Genomic DNA, 15,608 nt, shown 5'->3' on the forward strand with positions numbered 1-15,608 from the left:
GGACGCCCCCGGACCACACGGTCCGGGGGCGTTCTGCGGTCCGGGCGCCGCAGTCCGGGTGTTGTGTGGTCCGGGGTGCACCGCCCCCCGGGATCGAGCGTGTCGTCAGCGCTGTCCGGCGGCGCTCAGCACACGTTCGCCGGCGGGTTCCGCACCGGGCGTGTCGTCAGCGCGGGCACACAGCACTGACGACACGCCCGGTTCCCGGCGACGCGCGCCGTCAGCACCCCGACCTTCGTGTGTGGGGGTCGTCGGCGAACTCGCCGCGTCGATCTACAGGCCGGCGGTGATCACTACTGTCATCTCCCGCGACCCGTGCACACTGAGCGCGTGACCGACGCAGAGCCCTCCGCCGTCGCGGAGGCCGGGGCACCCGGGCCCGTCGAACCGCCGCCGTCCGCACCGCGGCCGGCCATCGGGAACCCGGACCATCCCGCGGCGCACGGCGGCGGCCTCGCCGGGCTCGCGCTCGGGGCGTTGGGGATCGTGTTCGGCGACATCGGCACCAGCCCGCTGTACGCGATGCAGACGGTGTTCTCCATCGACGGCGGCGCCGTGAAACCGACGCCGTCGGACGTCTACGGGATCGTCTCGCTGATCTTCTGGTCGGTGACGATCGTCGTGACGATCAAGTACGTGTCGTTCATCCTGCGCGCCGACAACGACGGCGAGGGCGGGATCATGGCGCTCGCCGCGCTGGTGCGCGAGGTGACGAGGTCGCATCCGCGGCGGGCGGCGCTGGCGTTGCTGCTCGGGGTGCTGGGGGCGTCGCTGTTCTACGGCGACTCGCTGATCACCCCGGCCATCTCGGTGCTGTCGGCGGTCGAGGGCCTGGAGGTCGCCGAACCCGGGCTCGCGGAGCTGGTGCTGCCCATCGGGATCGGCATCCTGGCGCTGCTGTTCGTGGCGCAGCGCTTCGGCACGCACCGCGTCGGACGGCTGTTCGGGCCGGTCATGGTGCTGTGGTTCGTCGCCCTGGCCGTGCTGGGCGTCCCGCACATTCTCACGCACCCGACGGTGCTCGCGGGCCTGTCGCCGACCTACATCGTGTCGTTCGTCGTCGACCACCCGTTCACGGCGTTCGTCGCGATGGGCGCGGTCGTCCTGTCGATCACCGGGGCCGAGGCCCTGTACGCCGACATGGGGCATTTCGGGAAGCGGCCGATCCGGGTGTCGTGGTTCGCGGTCGTGTGGCCCGCGCTGATCCTCAACTACCTGGGTCAGGCGGCGCTGATCCTCGACGACCCGAAGGCCGTCGACAACCCGTTCTACCTGCTCGCCCCGGACTGGGCGCGGTGGCCGCTGGTCGTCCTCGCGACCTTCGCGACGGTCATCGCCTCGCAGGCCGTCATCTCCGGCGCGTTCTCGGTGTCGCGGCAGGCCGTGCGGCTCGGCTACCTGCCGACGCTCACCGTCAAGCACACGTCGACGCAGGAGAGCGGCCAGATCTACGTGCCCGCGGTGAACTGGCTGCTGTTCGCCGGGGTACTGGTGCTGATGGTGACGTTCCGGTCGTCGGACAAGCTGGCCACCGCGTACGGCCTCGCCGTCACCGGCACCCTGATGCTGACGACGACGCTCTTCCTCACCTACGCGGCCACCCATTGGCGCTGGCCGACGTGGCAGCTCGTGCTGACCGGCGTCGTGTTCGGTGGGCTGGAGCTGCTGTACTTCGCCGCCAACGTCACCAAGATCCCGCACGGCGGCTGGCTGCCGCTGCTGATCGCGGCGATCGTCGTCACCGTGATGACGACGTGGCAGCGCGGCCGCCAGATCGTCACCGGCAGGCGGATCGACCTCGACGGTCCGCTGCGCGACTTCATCCAGGAGCTGCACGACGAGCGCGTCGCCCGGGTTCCCGGCATCGCCGTGTTCCCGCACCCCACCAACCAGACGGCGCCGCTGGCGTTGCGCGCGAACGTCGCGTTCAACAAGGTGCTGCACGAGCGGGTGGTGATCGTGTCGGTGCAGTCGCTGAACGTGCCGTACGTGCCGCTGACCGAGCGGCTCACCGTCGACGACCTGGGCCATTCCGAGGACGGGATCGTGCACGTCACGGCCCGGTTCGGGTTCCAGGACGCCTCCGACATCCCGCAGCTGCTGCGCGAGTGCCGGTCGATGGCCCAGGAGCTGGACTTCGACTCCGGCACGGCCTCGTACTTCCTGTCGCGGCTGACGATCGAGCGCGGCGGGTCGGGTGAGATGGCGTCGTGGCGGACGCGGCTGTTCATCGGGTTGTCGCACAACGCGGCGACGCCGGCGGCGTTCTTCAAGCTGCCCCTGGAGCGGACCGTCGTGATGGGCTCGCGGATCGAGATCTAACCCTGTGAGCGGTAATAGTCGCTATCGCGACTATTACCGCTCACGACCCCTGATCAGGGCGGCGGCAACGTCACTCCGAAGCCCGCGACGGACAGCCTCAGCAGCACCTGCCCGGGCGCGAGCAGGTCGGCGATCTTCGCCGCGGCCAGGACCTCCAGCTCGGCGAGCCGGGCTGTGTAGGCGTCGGGGCCGGCGAGGCGGGCGCGTTGCAGCTCGATCGCGTTGTGCCACACCTTCTGCCGGGACTCGCGCAGGAACCGTCGCGACGCCCGGCGGTTGAGCGGCGTCAGGGCGCGGTCGAGCAGCCGGCGTGCGGAGCGGGCGGCCAGTTCGCCGTCCTCGGACGCCACCCGCGCGGAGAGGATGCCATCGATGCGTTCGTGGTCGCGGCGGCGCAGGTCGAGCGACGCGGGGTCGGCGAACCCCTCGTCGGGGATCACGGCGAGGAGCGCCTGCGGCAGGTCGTAGTTGACGTGCGCGTTCACCCCGAGCAGCACGTGGATCAGCGACGGCAGCGACTCGCGCGCCCCGAACGCCAGCCGCCACGGCCGCGGCGGTGCCCCGCCTGCGAGGTCGGCATCGAGCGCAGCCAGGTAGAACCCGGCGAACGCGACGTCCCACTCGTCGACCCACGCCGGGTCCTCGAACACGCCGCGGTCGACGGCCTCGCCGACGGCCAGCGTGGTGCGCCGGTAGGTGCCGAGGAAGTCGCGTTGCGCGGCGCGGCCCGGCGGCATGGCGTCGAGCCGTTCCTGCATGGTCGCGGCGACGGCCGTGATCGCGCTGCTCACGCGGGCATCGTCCTGTGCGACGCCCCCGTGGGCCAGGGATCAGCGGTGGTCCGCCACCACCGCGTCGGCGCCCCACGGCGTCACCAGGTCGTCGCGGTCGTGGAAACGTTCGGGCAGGTCGTCGACGATGTCCCAGGTCGCCGAGAGCCGTCCGAAGCCGACGAACACGCCGATCTGCACGCCCAGCTCGACGATCTCGGGCTCGGTGAAGTACGTGCGCAGGTCGTCGAAGACGGCGTCGTCGGCGGCGAGGTGGTCGGTGGCGAACAGGTCGGCGTAGCGCAGCGCGGCCTTCTCGGCGTCGGTGAGGTCGGGTGCCTCCTGCGGCTTCTCCAGCGAACAGACGAGGCCCTCGGTGACGCCGTCGGCCGCACCGGTCGCGGTGCGCAGGGCCATGCAGCTGCGGCACTGGTTGTGGAACGCGATGCGCAGCCGGGTCAGCTCGACCAGCCTCGGCGACAGCGTCGACGTCGCGGCCATGGCGCTGCGGAACGCGAGGAAGGCCTGGGCGACGTCGGGGCGCTGGGCGAGGACCCGCAGCAGGCCGAGGCCCTGCGGGTCGTCGAGGGCGGGGCCGAGCGTCGCGCGCAGGGCGGGGTCGAACTCGTGCGGGGGGATGGCATGCAGGCGGGCCACGGGACCTCTCCTCGTCGAGGGACGTCCGAGTGTCACCGGACGAGGCCGACGTAGTCAAGGTTCTAACGACGCTCAACCGAGCGGGGGTTCTCCCCACCCGGCCCGGGGGTCGGCACGATCGAGACCGGGCCGCGGAATCGGCACGATTCTCCTCATGCGGGAGCCCCCCGCCCCCATGAAGGAGACTCCCGATGACCCCCTACGGCAACGGTCCCGCCCAGTACGGTCAGCAGCCCGGCCACGGCTACCCGCCCCCGCCGCCGCGCCCGCCGGTTCCCGGTGGCCGCAGCTACGGCGAGGCACCCGGCTACCACCCGCCGCAGGGTTACGCGCCGCCGCAGGCACCGTCCCGGGCCGGTGACACCCGGCCCGGCCCGGCCCGCTCCGGTGGTTCGGGCAGGTCGATCGCGACGATCGTCGTCGTCGTGCTCACCGTGCTCGTCGTCGGTGGGGGCGCCGCGTACTGGGCGCTCGGGGGCTCGCTGCCGTTCGGTTCGGGTACGGCCGAGCCGGCTGCGGTGTCGGCGGACGGGCCCGTCGCCGGCGGGGGCGACTCCGAGGACACCGTCTTCGCCGGTGGCGCCGGCAGCACCCCGCCGGCCTGCCCGTTCACGGCGGCGCAGATCAGCTCGCTCGTCGGCCAGCAGATGAAGGACGACGGCTCGTGCCTGTTCGGTGACGGCAAGGGCGTCGCCCAGCTGAGCATCACGATGTCGAGCGCCTCGACCGGCGAGATCATGCTCGACACCCTGCGTGAGCAGGCGAGCGGGCAGTACGACGAGGTGTCGGACCGGTCCGGCGGCAAGGGGTACGTCGCGACCAAGGAGCTCGGCGGCGAGGCCGTCGCGGTCACCGGCACGGGCGGCTACACGATCACGATGAGCAGCTTCGAGCGCTTCTCGACGACCGGCTACGGCCCGGTACTGAACAAGATCGCCGACGCGCTGCCCGCCTGACACCTCGCTGACGATCGCCGGGCTGACCGCCGCACTGCCGCCGGTCCCGCCGCCCGCTGACCGACCTCCCGGGGTCGTGAGTGGCGATAGTCGCTACAGCGACTATCGCCACTCACAGGGGAGGGGCAGCGCGCAGCAGGTCGCCGAAGGTGCGGACCGGGGCCTGGCCGTCGGCCGGTGGTGGGCTCGGGGACAGGGCCGGGACCAGCACGACGCTGCGGCCGGTGAGCAGCGCGACGCGTTCCTGCTGGCCACGGACGAGGTCGGAGTCCGCGTCGGCGAAGACGGGGACCCAGCGCACCCGCCCGCCCGTACCGGTGACGACGAGGTCCTCGCCCACCGCGTCGTCGCGCCGGACCCGCTCGACCCCGCCCGTCTGCTGCGCGAGGACCTGCGCGGCACGCTCGTGGAACACCGCTGCGCGGAACGTCGCGACGAACCGTCCACCGTCGCGCAGCAACGCCTCACGCTGCGTCTGGGCGTAGGAGCGGAACTCGTTCTCGCTGGTGGTGAGGATCGTGTCGGCGACGACGGCCTCGGCGGAACCGAGCAGGTGGTCGCGGACGAGGCCGCCGATGGTCACGTGCGTCGGCACGACGACGTCGCCGACTGCCTCCGAGAGCACGCCCGCGGCCAGGTCGGCGAGCTTACGTTCGAGCCGGAACCGCAGCTCGACGATCGAGGTCGCGTCGTCGTCGCCGTCGTCCTCCATGCCCGTCGGCGCGGCCGCCGCGGCCTTCGCACCGGCCGCGGCCAGCTCGATGCTCACCCCGCCCGCCGAGACCTGCTCCACGCGGCCGAGCAGCGCGCGCAGCTGCGCGGGACGGACCGTCATGACCAGTGCGGCGACGATCGCGAACACGAGCAGCGTGAGGAGCTGCGCAACCGGGAGCAGGCCGACGAGGTAGAGCACGAACAGGGCCACGAGTACGACGAGGACGACGATGCGGCCGCGCAGCAACCGCTGCTCAGGGGTCACGTCTGGCTGGTCGGCCCCGGGCGGTCGACCGTTACCGCGCTACTTCGCGGCGCTGCCCGTCTGCCACTGCGCCCAGGACAGCTCCCAGTCGCCGTAGGTGTCGCCGAGCGGCAGCGCCGGGCCGCCGGAGTTGGTGATCTCGACGACGTCCCCGATGCCGAAGTGGTCGAAGAACCACTGGGCGTTGGCGGGGCTGAGGTTGACGCAGCCGTGGGAGACGTTGGCCCCGCCCTGCGAGCCGACCGACCAGGGCGCGGAGTGCACGAACTCGCCGTCGTCGGAGATCCGCAGGTCGAGGTCGACCTTCTCCTTGTAGTAGCCGGGCTGGCCCTCGCAGACACCGTAGGTGCAGGAGTCCATGGTGATGGTCGGCTGCTTGTCGGAGATGACGTGCGGGCCGGTGTGGGAGGGGAAGCCGGGCGAGCCGAGGCTGATCGGCATGGTGTTGACGAGCGCGCCGTTGTGGAAGATCTGCATCTGCTCGGCCTTGCCGTCGGCCTTGGCGACCCACGAGTCGTGGACGTGGATCGTCTCGCTGCGGGAGGTCTCGCCGTAGGTGCCGTTGCCGAGGTCGACGCCGAACAGGTCGGCCTTCAGGGTGATCGTGCTGCCGGCCTGCCAGTAGACCTTCGGCCGGTAGTGGACCTCGGTGTTGGACAGCCAGTACCAGTTGCCCTCCTGCGGCGGGTCGGAGACCACGGTGAGGGCCTTCTCGGCGGTGGCGTGGTCCTTGACGGCGTGGTCGAAGCGGACGACGAGGGGCTGTCCGACGCCGACGGTGGTCTGTGCGGGCGGCGGGATGAACGACGGGTACGCGGTGTGCGTCGGCGTCAGGGTGCTGACGGTGCGGTCGTCGTGGTGCCTGCTGCCGTCGGGGCCGACGGTGTCGACGCCGACGGTGTAGGTGCTGGCGTAGCCGAGGTCGCCGGTGGAAGCCCATTCGGTGCCGGTCCGCGCGAGGTCACCGGTGACGGCTTTGCCGTCGGCCTTGTCGGTCATGGTGACCGCCGCGATGGTGCCCCCGGTGACGGTGAGGTGCAGCGGGTCGCCGGGGTTGAAGGGCCCGCCGTCGGCGCTGGTGGCGACGACCGGTGCGGCCGGTGCGGGCGGGGCCACGACGCCGCCGGTGAGCCCGGACGAGAGGGCCTCGGCCTGCCGCGGCGACACGATGACCAATGCGGACAGGACGATGCACGCGAGCACCGCCACGCCCAGCGACAGCGTCAGCCCGGTCCGGACCCGGCCCGTCGGAGTCCTCACGACAGTCCCCACCCCACCCCTCCGGCCCCGTCACGAGGCCCCCTGGGTACAGACTGCCACCGACGGGTTGGGACCCGTCGGCGAGGCGGATCCCTTGCGGCGCAATGAGAACCAACGGCACGAACCACGTCGACCGGGTTCTCGTGACAACCTGGGACCGAACGGGACGAACGGGAGCGGATCATGACGGTGTCGGCGCGGGTGGCCGCGTTCTGCGAGCGGTTCGGCACGACCGTGCCGGTACTGGAGGCCCCGATGGCGGGCGCGTGTCCGCCGGAGCTGGCAGCGGCCGTCGCGAACGCGGGCGGCATGGGCGCGAACGGCGTCGTCCTCGACGGGCCGGCGAAGATCGCCGACTGGGTCGCCCGGTTCCGCGCGGCGTCCGACGGTGCGTTGCAGCTCAACATCTGGCTGCCCGACGAGTCCGTCGACGCCCCCGACCGCGTCGCGGCGGCGACCTCGTTCCTGGAGACCTACGGCACGCCCGGCCCGGACGTCGAGGGCCCCGACTTCCACGCGCAGTGCGAGGCGATGCTGGAGGCGGCGCCGACCGTCGTCTCGTCGATCATGGGTCTGTTCCCGGCCGACTACGTCGCGCGGCTGCACGAGCGGGGTATCGCCTGGTTCGCGTGCGCCACCACGCTCGACGACGCCCTCGCCGCGCAGGAGGCGGGCGCCGACGCCGTCGTTGCGCAGGGCATGGAGGCCGGCGGGCACCGCGGCACGTTCGACCCGGCCGCGGCGGAGGCGACGACGGTCGGGCTGATGGCGCTGGTCCCGCGGTTCGCCGACGCACTCGACGTGCCCGTGGTCGCGGCGGGCGGGATCGCCGACGGCCGGGGCGTCGCGGCGGCGCTGGCGCTGGGGGCGAGCGCGGTGCAGGTGGGGACGGCGCTGCTGCGCTCGCCGGAGGCGGGGATCGACGCGGAGTGGGCGAAGTCGCTCGACGGCCTCGCCCCGGAACGGACGACCCCGACCCGCGCCTACTCCGGACGGCTGGGCCGGGCGGTCGCGACGCCGTTCGTGCAGGCCTGGGCGGCCGACGACGGCCCACGTCCGGCGCCCTACCCGCAGCAGCGCAAGCTGGTCGGCCGCTTCCGCCGCGGAGAGACGGCGGGTGTCGACCGGGTGAACATGTGGGCGGGCCAGTCGGCGGGGCTGGCCCGCGCCGAACCTGCGGGTGAGATCGTGACGCGCATGTGGGACGAGGCGCGCACCATCCTCCTGTGAGTGGCGATAGTCGCTATGGCGACTATCGCCACTCACGACCCCAGCAGCTCGTCTCCCTGCGCCACGGGTGTGTAGCGTCGCTAAGAACCCCGATCGAGGAGTGCTCGTGCCCCGCTGGAACCCCGCCCACATCGCCCTGCGCGCCACCGCCGGCGCCTTCGTCCTGAACACGGGCATCGGGAAGTGGTCCGGCGACGAGAAGCAGGCCGCCGGCGTGCACGGGATGGCCAGGGGCACGTACCCGTTCCTCGACGCCGTTGCGCCGCAACCCTTCCTGAAGGGTCTCGCCGCGGGCGAGATCGCGCTCGGCGCTGCCCTGCTCGCGCCGTTCGTGCCCGCCGCCGTCGCCGGCGCGGGTCTCACCGGTTTCGCGGCGAGCCTGCTCGGGCTCTACCTGCGCACGCCCGGGATGCACACGAAACTGCGCCCGACGCAGCAGGGCACCGCCATCGCCAAGGACGTGTGGCTGCTGGGCATGGGTGCAGCGCTCCTGGCCGACGGCCTGCGCAAGAAGAACTGACCTCGCTCGGAGGGTCAGTCGCGTTCGCCGCGCATGGTGAGGACGACTCGCAGGACGTGGTCGACGGCCGCCGCGAACAGGGTGCCGCGCAGCTCGTCGCGGACGGCGAGGGTGTGCGACGCGAACTGCAGCATCGCCTCGTCGCCGAGTCGCCGGATCACGAGTGCGGCGATCTCCTCGAGGTCGAGGCCCGGGTTGTCGAGACGCACGAGCGCGAACGCGACGATCAGCTCCTCGTCGGTCACCGCCACCTCCACGGCGCCCATCATCCCGGATCCCGGGCCGCCCCCGACAGGGTTCGTGTCTCGATCGCACCGAGAACGGCGCCCACGTCGTCGGTACCGCGCCCGGACGCGACGGCCTCGTCGAACAAGCCTGGACGCAGCGCCCGCCCGCGGCGCGGACGTCGTCGGGGAGACCGCAGGAGAACTCCGGCGCGGTGGTCCCCGTGTGGACGACGGTGGGTGGCGATCAGGCCGAGGCCGGTGAACCCGACGCTCCTCACGCCGGGATCGCGATCTCGTAGCTGAGCTCGCCGGCCTCGAACGACGCGAGCCGGACGGGCCCGAGGTGCTGGGTCCGCAGCAGGCCGATGGCGGCGCGGTTGTCGTCGCGGACCGTGGCGCGGACCGTCCAGCCGGCGCGGGCCGGGACGGCGAGCGAGTGCCGGAGCAGGGCGGTGGCGACGCCGCGGCGCTGGACGTCGTCGACGACGAGCAGGGCGAGGTCGGTGGTGCGCGGGCACACCGGGTCGTCGACGAGGTTCAGCAGCCCGACGGGCCGGTCGCCCGCCCGCCCGACGACGGCGTCCCCTGCCATGAGCCAGCGTCGGTACCGGCCGAGGACGGCGTCGGGGGTGAGTCGGTGCGCGGCGGCGAAGCGTTCGGAGAGCGACCGTACGGAGCAGGCGCGGACGATCGCCTCGACGTCGGCACGGGTGGCGGGCCCGACGCTCGTCGCGAGCCGTTCTATGACAGTCGTCATAGCGGACTGTTCTACGCTCCCCCGCGGCCGTCCGGCATCATGACGCTCGTCATAGTCGACACAGCCCGGAGGACGCATGGCCAGCACCGCACGCCGCATGTGGACCCGCTTCGAGCCGGTCCACGACGTCACCTACTTCGCCCCCGAGGCCCTCGCCGCCGCCGACGCGATCGGCATGCGCGGCTTCTGGATGGGCTACGTCGCGCTGCGCGCCGCACCGCTCGGCGCCGTCGGCCCCGCGATCGCGACGGCCGCGTTCCACGGCTTCCACCCGAGCAGGCTCGAACGCGCCCTCCCGTCGGCGTGGGACGTCGCCGACCCGACCCGCGCCCTCGCGGCCCGGCTCGAGGGCGTCGACGCCGCGCTGCGCGCCGTCTGGGGTGCCGACGTCGTCGAATCCCCGCAGGTCACCGAGGCCGCCGACCTCGCCTGGGCCGCAGCCACGGCCGCCGACACCGCGGGCCGCGTCCTCGCCGCCGCCAACCAGGCACTCCCCCGCCCCGACGCCCCGCACCTCGCGCTCTGGCAGGCGACGACGACGCTGCGCGAGCACCGCGGCGACGGACACATCGCGGTGCTCGTCGCCCGCGGCATCTCCCCGCTCGCGTCGCACCTGATCAAGGTCGCCGCCGACGAGTCCGACCCCACCGCGTTGCAGCTGGGCCGCCGCTTCACCGACGACGCCTGGCAGGCCGGCCTCGACGACCTGCGCGTCGCGGGCGTCGTCGACACCGACGGGAGACTCACCGACACCGGCCGGACGCTGCACGACGACGTCGAGGCCGCCACCGACGACGCCGCCGAGGCGCCGTGGCAGACACTCGGACCGGACGCGACGGCCCGGCTCGCGGAGCTGCTGACACCGCTGGCCGCGGCGGTCGCGCGCAGCGGGATGATCCCCGAGCCGAACCCGGTGGGGATCGTCGGGCTGACCTAACCGGTCGTGAGCAGCAGGTCGAGCTCGGCCGCGACGGCGTCGAGGGCCGACTCGTCGCGGCGTGCCCGGCTGATGACGAGCGCCCCCTCGGCCGCGCTGATCACCATGAGCGCCAAACGGTCGGCGCGGCCGGCCTCGATCCCGCCGTGACGCAGGGCCTGGGCCAGCGGGTCGAGCCAGCGGGCGAAGGCGTCGCGCGCGGCCGCGGCGACGACGTCGCCGTCCCAGGCCGCGTCGGCGACGCCGGCGACGATCGGGCAGCCGCCGGTGAAGTCGGTGAGCGCCAGGACCTCACGGAACCGGTCGACGACCCCGCGGACGATCTCGGCGGGCGGTGGCGCCGGCTCGACGTCGAGGCTGGCGCGCAGCGGGCCGGCGGCGCGCTCGGCCATCCACGTCATCGCCTCGGCCACCAGCTCCTGCTTGCCTCCCGGGAAGTAGTGCTGCAGCGACCCACGCGGCGCCGCGGCGTGCGCGACGATCTCCCGCATCCCGGTGGCGCCGACGCCCCGCTCGCGGAACAGCAGTGCGGCGCTGCGCACGATGCGCTCGCGAGGACTCCGATCGACCATGACGACCGTCATGATAGGTCGCCGCGCAACGACACGACGCTCAGCTCGGGAAACACCTCGGCGAGAACGTCGAAGTCCTGGTCCCGGTGGACGAGTGTCGCGCCGGTCCGCAGCGCGACCGCGGCGATCAGGCAGTCGAGGAGCGTGCGGACGGTGCGACCGGTGGACCGGGCTGCGCGGTAGCCGGTGGCGGCGACGTGGAAGTCGACGGTGGGAGCGGCTCGTGCCGCCGCGTACGTCGCTCGCTACGAGACGACGCGCCCACCCTGCAGCACCATGACCCGGGCGGCGTCGTCGGAGACCGCGGTGACGTCGGCGAGCGGGTCACGGCGCACTACCAGCACGTCGGCCGCCTTGCCGGGCGCGAGCGTCCCGACCTCGTCGTCGATCCGCAGCAGCCGCGCGATGTTCACGGTGATCGACTGCAGCGCAGCGCGGGTCGACATCCCGACGAGCTCGACGTAGGTCGCGGGTTCGACGGCGCAGCTGCCCTGCACGAAGTGGGTGAGCCCGGCGTCGCCTCCCGCGACGATCGGCACGCCCGCCGCCACGGCCTTCGCGATGCTGGCGACGTGGTGCTCGTGAGTGCGCTTGTGCTGGTCGACGATGACCTGCGGGATGCCCATGGCCAGCCCCTGCTCGGCGAACGCCCGGTACATCGACAGCGTCGGCGAGATCGTCAGGCCGTGCTCGACGACCGACTCGAGCGCGTCGTCGGCGAGGAAGAGCGCGTGCTCGATGCTCGCGACGCCGGCGCGGGCGGCGGTGCGCACGGAGTCCTCGGACTCGGCGTGGGCGACGACGGGCACGCCCTGGCGGACGGCCTCGTCGACGAGTGCGTGGAACTCGACGTCGGTCAGGCCGCTGCGCTCGGCGGGGCACAGCGGGTTGAAGCCGGTGCCGCTGACGCCGACCTTGATCCAGTCGACGCCGTCCTTGAGCTGGGTGCGGACGACGGCCGCGGCCTCGTAGGGCCCGACGACCTGCACGGCGAGGCTGTGCGGGTAGGGCGCGTGCTCGAACAGGTGGGAGGGCTGGAAGTCGCCGAGCCCACCGGGCGCGGAGACGATCCGGCCGGCCGCGAGGACCCGCGGGCCGGGGACGTCGCCGCGGCGGATCGCGTCGCGGACCTCGACGCCGATGTTGGCGCGGCTGCCGACGTCGCGGACCGTCGTGAAGCCCTTGCGCAGCAGCACCCCGGCGTTGTGGACGGCGTCGACGGTGGCCTGCGGGACGGATTTGCGCAGCTCGATGTCGTAGGGGTCGGCGACGTCGCGGTAGATGAGATGGCAGTGCGCGTCCATCAGGCCGGGCATCGCGAACGCACCGTCGAGGTCGACGACGTCGTCGCCGGGGCGGGGGGTCACGTCGGATCCGAGCGTCTCGATGCGGCCGTCGACGATCGCGAGTGCGCCGGTGACGGGCGTCAGATCGTCGCTGGTGAGGAAGGTGCCGTTGACCAGGACCGTGCGTTGCATGCAGTTCCCTCCTTGCGATTCGTCCGACCGGCACATCTTCTGTCATGACGGCGCATTTGTATACAAGTCTGCGCGCCGATAGACCCTTGTCCGGCCATGGCGTCATGACCAGACTCGACGGTGTGGGCTCGGGGGAGCCGTTCGTCGGGCGGACGGGTGAACTCGCCACGCTGACCGGGGAGCTCGACCGGGCGCGGGCGGGCGACCCGTCCGTCGTCGTCGTGTCCGGGGCCGCCGGGATCGGAAAGACGACGCTGCTGCGCCGGCTCTCCACGGCGGGCCCGGTCGCCGCCGTCCTGCACGCCACCGGGGCGCCCGAGGAGGTCGCGCTCCCGTTCGGGATCGTCGGCCAGCTCGTCGCCGACCTCCCCGACGACGCCCGCGGCCCCCTGCTCACGACAGCCCCGCCCGCGACGACCGACCCGCTCGCCGTCGGCGCACAGCTGCTCGCCGCGCTCGGCGAGCTGCAGGCCACCGATCCCGTCCTGTTCGTCGTCGACGACGCCCAGTGGACCGACGACGCGTCCGCCCGCGCGCTGGCCTTCACCGTCCGCAGGCTGCGCCGCGACCACGTGCTCGTCGTGCTCGGGGTGCGCGACCCGGATCCGGGCCCGGCCTGGTGGGAACGCGGCACCGTCGGCGCGCAGCCACCGCGCAGGATCACCCTGGCCGGGCTGGACTCCGACGACCTCGTCGAGCTGGGCCGCACCCTCGACCGGGAGCTGACCCCGGCCGCCGCGGACCGGCTGCGCGAGCACACCGACGGCCATCCCCTGCACGCGGCGGCGCTGCTGCGCGAGCTGCCTGCCGACGTCCTGCTCGACACCTCCACCGCGCTGCCCGCGCCCCGCTCCTTCGCGACGTTGGTGCTGGTCAGAGTGGCCGCCCTCGCCCCCGCGACGCGGGAGCTCGTGCTGGCCGCGGCGGTGCTCGGCGACCACTGCCCGCTCGCCGACGCCGTCACCGCGTCCGGTGTGGACGACCCGGTCGCCGCGCTCGACGAGGCCGTCCGCGCGGGGCTGCTCGTCGAGGCCGGCCGCGACGTCGCCTTCCCGCACCAGCTCGTGCGCGCCGCCGTGTACGGCGACCTGCCCCCGGCCCGGCGGCACGCCCTGCACCGAGCGGCGGCGGAGCTCGTCGACGGGACCGCGGCGACGGCACACCGGGTCGCGGCCGCCGTCGGCGCCGATGCGGAGCTGGCCGCGGAACTGGAGGCGCAGGCCCGCGACGACACCGCCGCCCGCAGGTGGCGCGCCGCCGCCGACCATCTGCTGTCGGCCGCCGACCTCAGCCCCGACCCGGCCGCGCGGGCGGCCCGGCTCGTCGGCGGTGTCGACGCGATGCTCGCGGGCGGCGACCTCGGCCGCGCCCTGCGCTCGGAGCCCGACGTCCGCGCGCTGCCGCCCAGTGCCGCGCGCAGCCGCGTCGTCGGCAGGCTGGAAGCGATGACGGGCCGCTTCCACGACGCCCGCGTCTCCCTCGCCGACGCCCTCGACGCCGCGGGCGACGACGACACCCGCCGCGCGGCCGCCGCGGCGCACCTGTCGTTGCTGTCGCTGATCGAGGGCGACACCGACGCCGCCGCCGAACTGGCCGGCCGGGCGCTGGCCTGGGGACCCGCGGCCGAGGACGAACCGACGGCCCGGTTCGTCCGCACCGTCGCGCTGTACGCGAGCGGCGACCACGCCGCGGCCGACGCCGAGCTCGCCCGCAACGGCGACACCGCCGAGGGTGCGGCGCTGCGCGGCGTCGTCGCGCTGTGGCGGGAGGACGCGGGCACCGCTGCCGACGCGCTGGCCGCGATCGTCCGCGACGACGCCACCGGCATGTCGATGCAGGCCCGGGTGCTGGCGCTGGCCCACCTCTCCGAGGCCACGTACCGGATCGGCGACTGGGACGGCTCGGCCGCACACGGCATGCTGGCCCTGTCGCTGGCCCGCGACGCCGGTGTCCTGCTCGGCGCCGGTATCACCAACGCCCTGAGCAGCTACGTCGCCTCCGGCCGCGGTGAGTGGGACGTCGCGCGGACGCGCGTCGACACCGCACTCGGCGCGACCCGGCTGCTGCCGTGGTGGGGTGGGTACGCCTACTCGTCGACGGCCGCCGCCGTCCTCGCGCAGGCCCGGGGCGACGCCGCGGCCATGCACGCCGCCCTCGCCCCGCGGGTCGCCGACGCCGCCGTGACCGGGCCCGGCGACCGGGTGGGGGTGCTGCCGTGGCGGGCGCTGCTGGTCGAGGCGCTGATCGGGACCGGCGACCGCCGTGCCGCCGCCGCCGAGCTCGACTCCCTCACCGCCCGCGTCGCCGACCGTCCGGGATGGACGGCCGTGGAGGTCGCGCGGCTGCGTGCCGAGCTGACCGACCGCCGGTCCGACTACGAACGGGCACTCGACGTCGCCCGGGGCTCCCGCGCCGAGCTGCCGCGCGCCCGGCTGGAGACCGCGTTCGGGCGGCACCTGATCGCCGCCGGGGAGCGCCGCCCCGGTGTCGACCTGCTGCGCACCGCCCACGAGCGGCTCACCCGGCTCGGTGCCACCCCGTTCGCCGCCCGCAGTGACGACGAGCTGCGCGGCGCCGGCCTGCATCCCCCCGCGGCGGGCGGTCCGCTGTCGCTGACGCCGCAGGAGCTCGCCGTCGCCCGGCTCGTCGCGCAGGGCCGGACCAACCGCGAGGTGGGAGCGACCTTGTTCGTCACGGGCCGCACGGTCGCGTTCCACCTGTCCAACATCTACGCGAAGCTCGGGATCTCCAGCCGCCGCGAACTGGCCTCCTGTGAGTGGCAATAGTCGCTATAGCGACTATTGCCACTCACAGGGGCCCGGCCCCGGCCCCGCCCCCGGCCCGACCCCGGACTGGAAGGTCCGCTGGAAGGTCCTGACAGCCCGCTGCCCACCCTCCGGGGCCGATGCTCGACGACGCGCGCCACCTCGGGCCGGCCACGGC

At 73.7% G+C, this 15,608-nt stretch carries 14 protein-coding genes and 1 pseudogene; 6 read left to right on the plus strand and 9 right to left on the minus strand.

Annotated elements, in window-relative coordinates; genetic code table 11:
- Positions 1 to 330 precede the first annotated feature (330 nt).
- Entirely contained in the window at positions 331 to 2,322 is a 1,992-nt protein-coding gene (locus tag PSU4_RS06245) for a potassium transporter Kup (RefSeq protein ID WP_147103340.1), read from the plus strand.
- Between the two features lie 53 nt (positions 2,323 to 2,375).
- Here the strand turns inward: PSU4_RS06245 and PSU4_RS06250 are convergent, their stop codons facing one another.
- Complete coding sequence (locus PSU4_RS06250; RefSeq protein WP_246114970.1) at positions 2,376 to 3,113, minus strand: DUF5995 family protein; 738 nt, start codon at positions 3,111 to 3,113, stop codon at positions 2,376 to 2,378.
- Between the two features lie 39 nt (positions 3,114 to 3,152).
- Positions 3,153 to 3,749, minus strand: a complete 597-nt coding sequence (locus PSU4_RS06255) for a carboxymuconolactone decarboxylase family protein (protein ID WP_147103343.1) — start codon at positions 3,747 to 3,749, stop codon at positions 3,153 to 3,155.
- A 191-nt stretch (positions 3,750 to 3,940) separates the two neighbouring features.
- On the opposite strand from PSU4_RS06255, the gene PSU4_RS06260 reads away from it, so the two are divergent.
- Positions 3,941 to 4,705 carry a hypothetical protein gene (locus PSU4_RS06260; protein ID WP_147103345.1) on the plus strand — a complete coding sequence of 255 codons (765 nt, stop codon included), beginning with the start codon at positions 3,941 to 3,943 and terminating at the stop codon, positions 4,703 to 4,705.
- 112 nt (positions 4,706 to 4,817) lie between these two features.
- Here PSU4_RS06260 and PSU4_RS06265 read toward each other — a convergent pair whose 3' ends face one another.
- Together PSU4_RS06265 and PSU4_RS06270 are read right to left on the minus strand one after the other, a co-directional pair.
- A complete protein-coding gene (locus tag PSU4_RS06265; RefSeq protein WP_147103347.1) occupies positions 4,818 to 5,684 on the minus strand; it encodes a hypothetical protein in 867 nt (288 codons plus the stop codon).
- A 39-nt stretch (positions 5,685 to 5,723) separates the two neighbouring features.
- A complete protein-coding gene (locus PSU4_RS06270; RefSeq protein ID WP_147103349.1) occupies positions 5,724 to 6,944 on the minus strand; it encodes a L,D-transpeptidase in 1,221 nt (406 codons plus the stop codon).
- Between the two features lie 183 nt (positions 6,945 to 7,127).
- On the opposite strand from PSU4_RS06270, the gene PSU4_RS06275 reads away from it, so the two are divergent.
- Complete coding sequence (locus PSU4_RS06275) at positions 7,128 to 8,174, plus strand: NAD(P)H-dependent flavin oxidoreductase (RefSeq protein WP_186816774.1); 1,047 nt, start codon at positions 7,128 to 7,130, stop codon at positions 8,172 to 8,174.
- Between the two features lie 106 nt (positions 8,175 to 8,280).
- Complete coding sequence (locus PSU4_RS06280) at positions 8,281 to 8,694, plus strand: hypothetical protein (protein WP_147103353.1); 414 nt, start codon at positions 8,281 to 8,283, stop codon at positions 8,692 to 8,694.
- 14 nt (positions 8,695 to 8,708) lie between these two features.
- On the opposite strand, the gene PSU4_RS06285 is transcribed toward PSU4_RS06280, so the two are convergent.
- Both PSU4_RS06285 and PSU4_RS06295 read right to left on the minus strand, forming a co-directional pair.
- Positions 8,709 to 8,939: a hypothetical protein gene (locus PSU4_RS06285; RefSeq protein WP_147103620.1), complete on the minus strand. Its 231-nt coding sequence runs from the start codon at positions 8,937 to 8,939 to the stop codon at positions 8,709 to 8,711.
- A 256-nt stretch (positions 8,940 to 9,195) separates the two neighbouring features.
- A complete protein-coding gene (locus PSU4_RS06295; RefSeq protein ID WP_186816775.1) occupies positions 9,196 to 9,678 on the minus strand; it encodes a GNAT family N-acetyltransferase in 483 nt (160 codons plus the stop codon).
- A 76-nt stretch (positions 9,679 to 9,754) separates the two neighbouring features.
- On the opposite strand from PSU4_RS06295, the gene PSU4_RS06300 reads away from it, so the two are divergent.
- Positions 9,755 to 10,615: an SCO6745 family protein gene (locus tag PSU4_RS06300; protein WP_147103357.1), complete on the plus strand. Its 861-nt coding sequence runs from the start codon at positions 9,755 to 9,757 to the stop codon at positions 10,613 to 10,615.
- Here the strand turns inward: PSU4_RS06300 and PSU4_RS06305 are convergent.
- From PSU4_RS06305 to PSU4_RS06315, 3 genes and pseudogenes are all read right to left on the minus strand, one after another.
- Complete coding sequence (locus tag PSU4_RS06305; protein ID WP_222596185.1) at positions 10,612 to 11,187, minus strand: TetR/AcrR family transcriptional regulator; 576 nt, start codon at positions 11,185 to 11,187, stop codon at positions 10,612 to 10,614. The genes PSU4_RS06300 and PSU4_RS06305 overlap by 4 nt on opposite strands.
- Before the next feature lie 8 nt (positions 11,188 to 11,195).
- Positions 11,196 to 11,384 (minus strand): annotated as a pseudogene (locus PSU4_RS32975) (PIN domain-containing protein); the annotation flags it as partial.
- 48 nt (positions 11,385 to 11,432) lie between these two features.
- Positions 11,433 to 12,665 (minus strand): metal-dependent hydrolase family protein, encoded by a 1,233-nt coding sequence (locus PSU4_RS06315; RefSeq protein WP_147103360.1) that lies wholly within the window; start codon positions 12,663 to 12,665, stop codon positions 11,433 to 11,435.
- Positions 12,666 to 12,769: 104 nt separating this feature from the next.
- Here PSU4_RS06315 and PSU4_RS06320 point away from each other — a divergent pair, with 104 nt between their 5' ends.
- Positions 12,770 to 15,451, plus strand: a complete 2,682-nt coding sequence (locus PSU4_RS06320) for a helix-turn-helix transcriptional regulator (protein WP_186816776.1) — start codon at positions 12,770 to 12,772, stop codon at positions 15,449 to 15,451.
- The last annotated feature ends 157 nt before the right edge of the window (positions 15,452 to 15,608 follow it).

Origin of the sequence: Pseudonocardia sulfidoxydans NBRC 16205 (assembly GCF_007989085.1) — a bacterium.
Lineage (GTDB): Bacteria > Actinomycetota > Actinomycetes > Mycobacteriales > Pseudonocardiaceae > Pseudonocardia > Pseudonocardia sulfidoxydans.

Excerpts from the sequence above, each read along its gene's own strand:
- PSU4_RS06260 (WP_147103345.1), top strand. The coding sequence starts at position 3,941 with ATGACCCCCTACGGCAACGGTCCCGCCCAGTACGGTCAGCAGCCCGGC.
- PSU4_RS06275 (WP_186816774.1), top strand. The coding sequence starts at position 7,128 with ATGACGGTGTCGGCGCGGGTGGCCGCGTTCTGCGAGCGGTTCGGCACG.
- PSU4_RS06295 (WP_186816775.1), bottom strand. The coding sequence starts at position 9,678 with ATGACGACTGTCATAGAACGGCTCGCGACGAGCGTCGGGCCCGCCACC.
- PSU4_RS06300 (WP_147103357.1), top strand. The coding sequence starts at position 9,755 with ATGGCCAGCACCGCACGCCGCATGTGGACCCGCTTCGAGCCGGTCCAC.
- PSU4_RS06305 (WP_222596185.1), bottom strand. The coding sequence starts at position 11,187 with ATGGTCGATCGGAGTCCTCGCGAGCGCATCGTGCGCAGCGCCGCACTG.
- PSU4_RS06315 (WP_147103360.1), bottom strand. The coding sequence starts at position 12,665 with ATGCAACGCACGGTCCTGGTCAACGGCACCTTCCTCACCAGCGACGAT.
- PSU4_RS06320 (WP_186816776.1), top strand. The coding sequence starts at position 12,770 with ATGACCAGACTCGACGGTGTGGGCTCGGGGGAGCCGTTCGTCGGGCGG.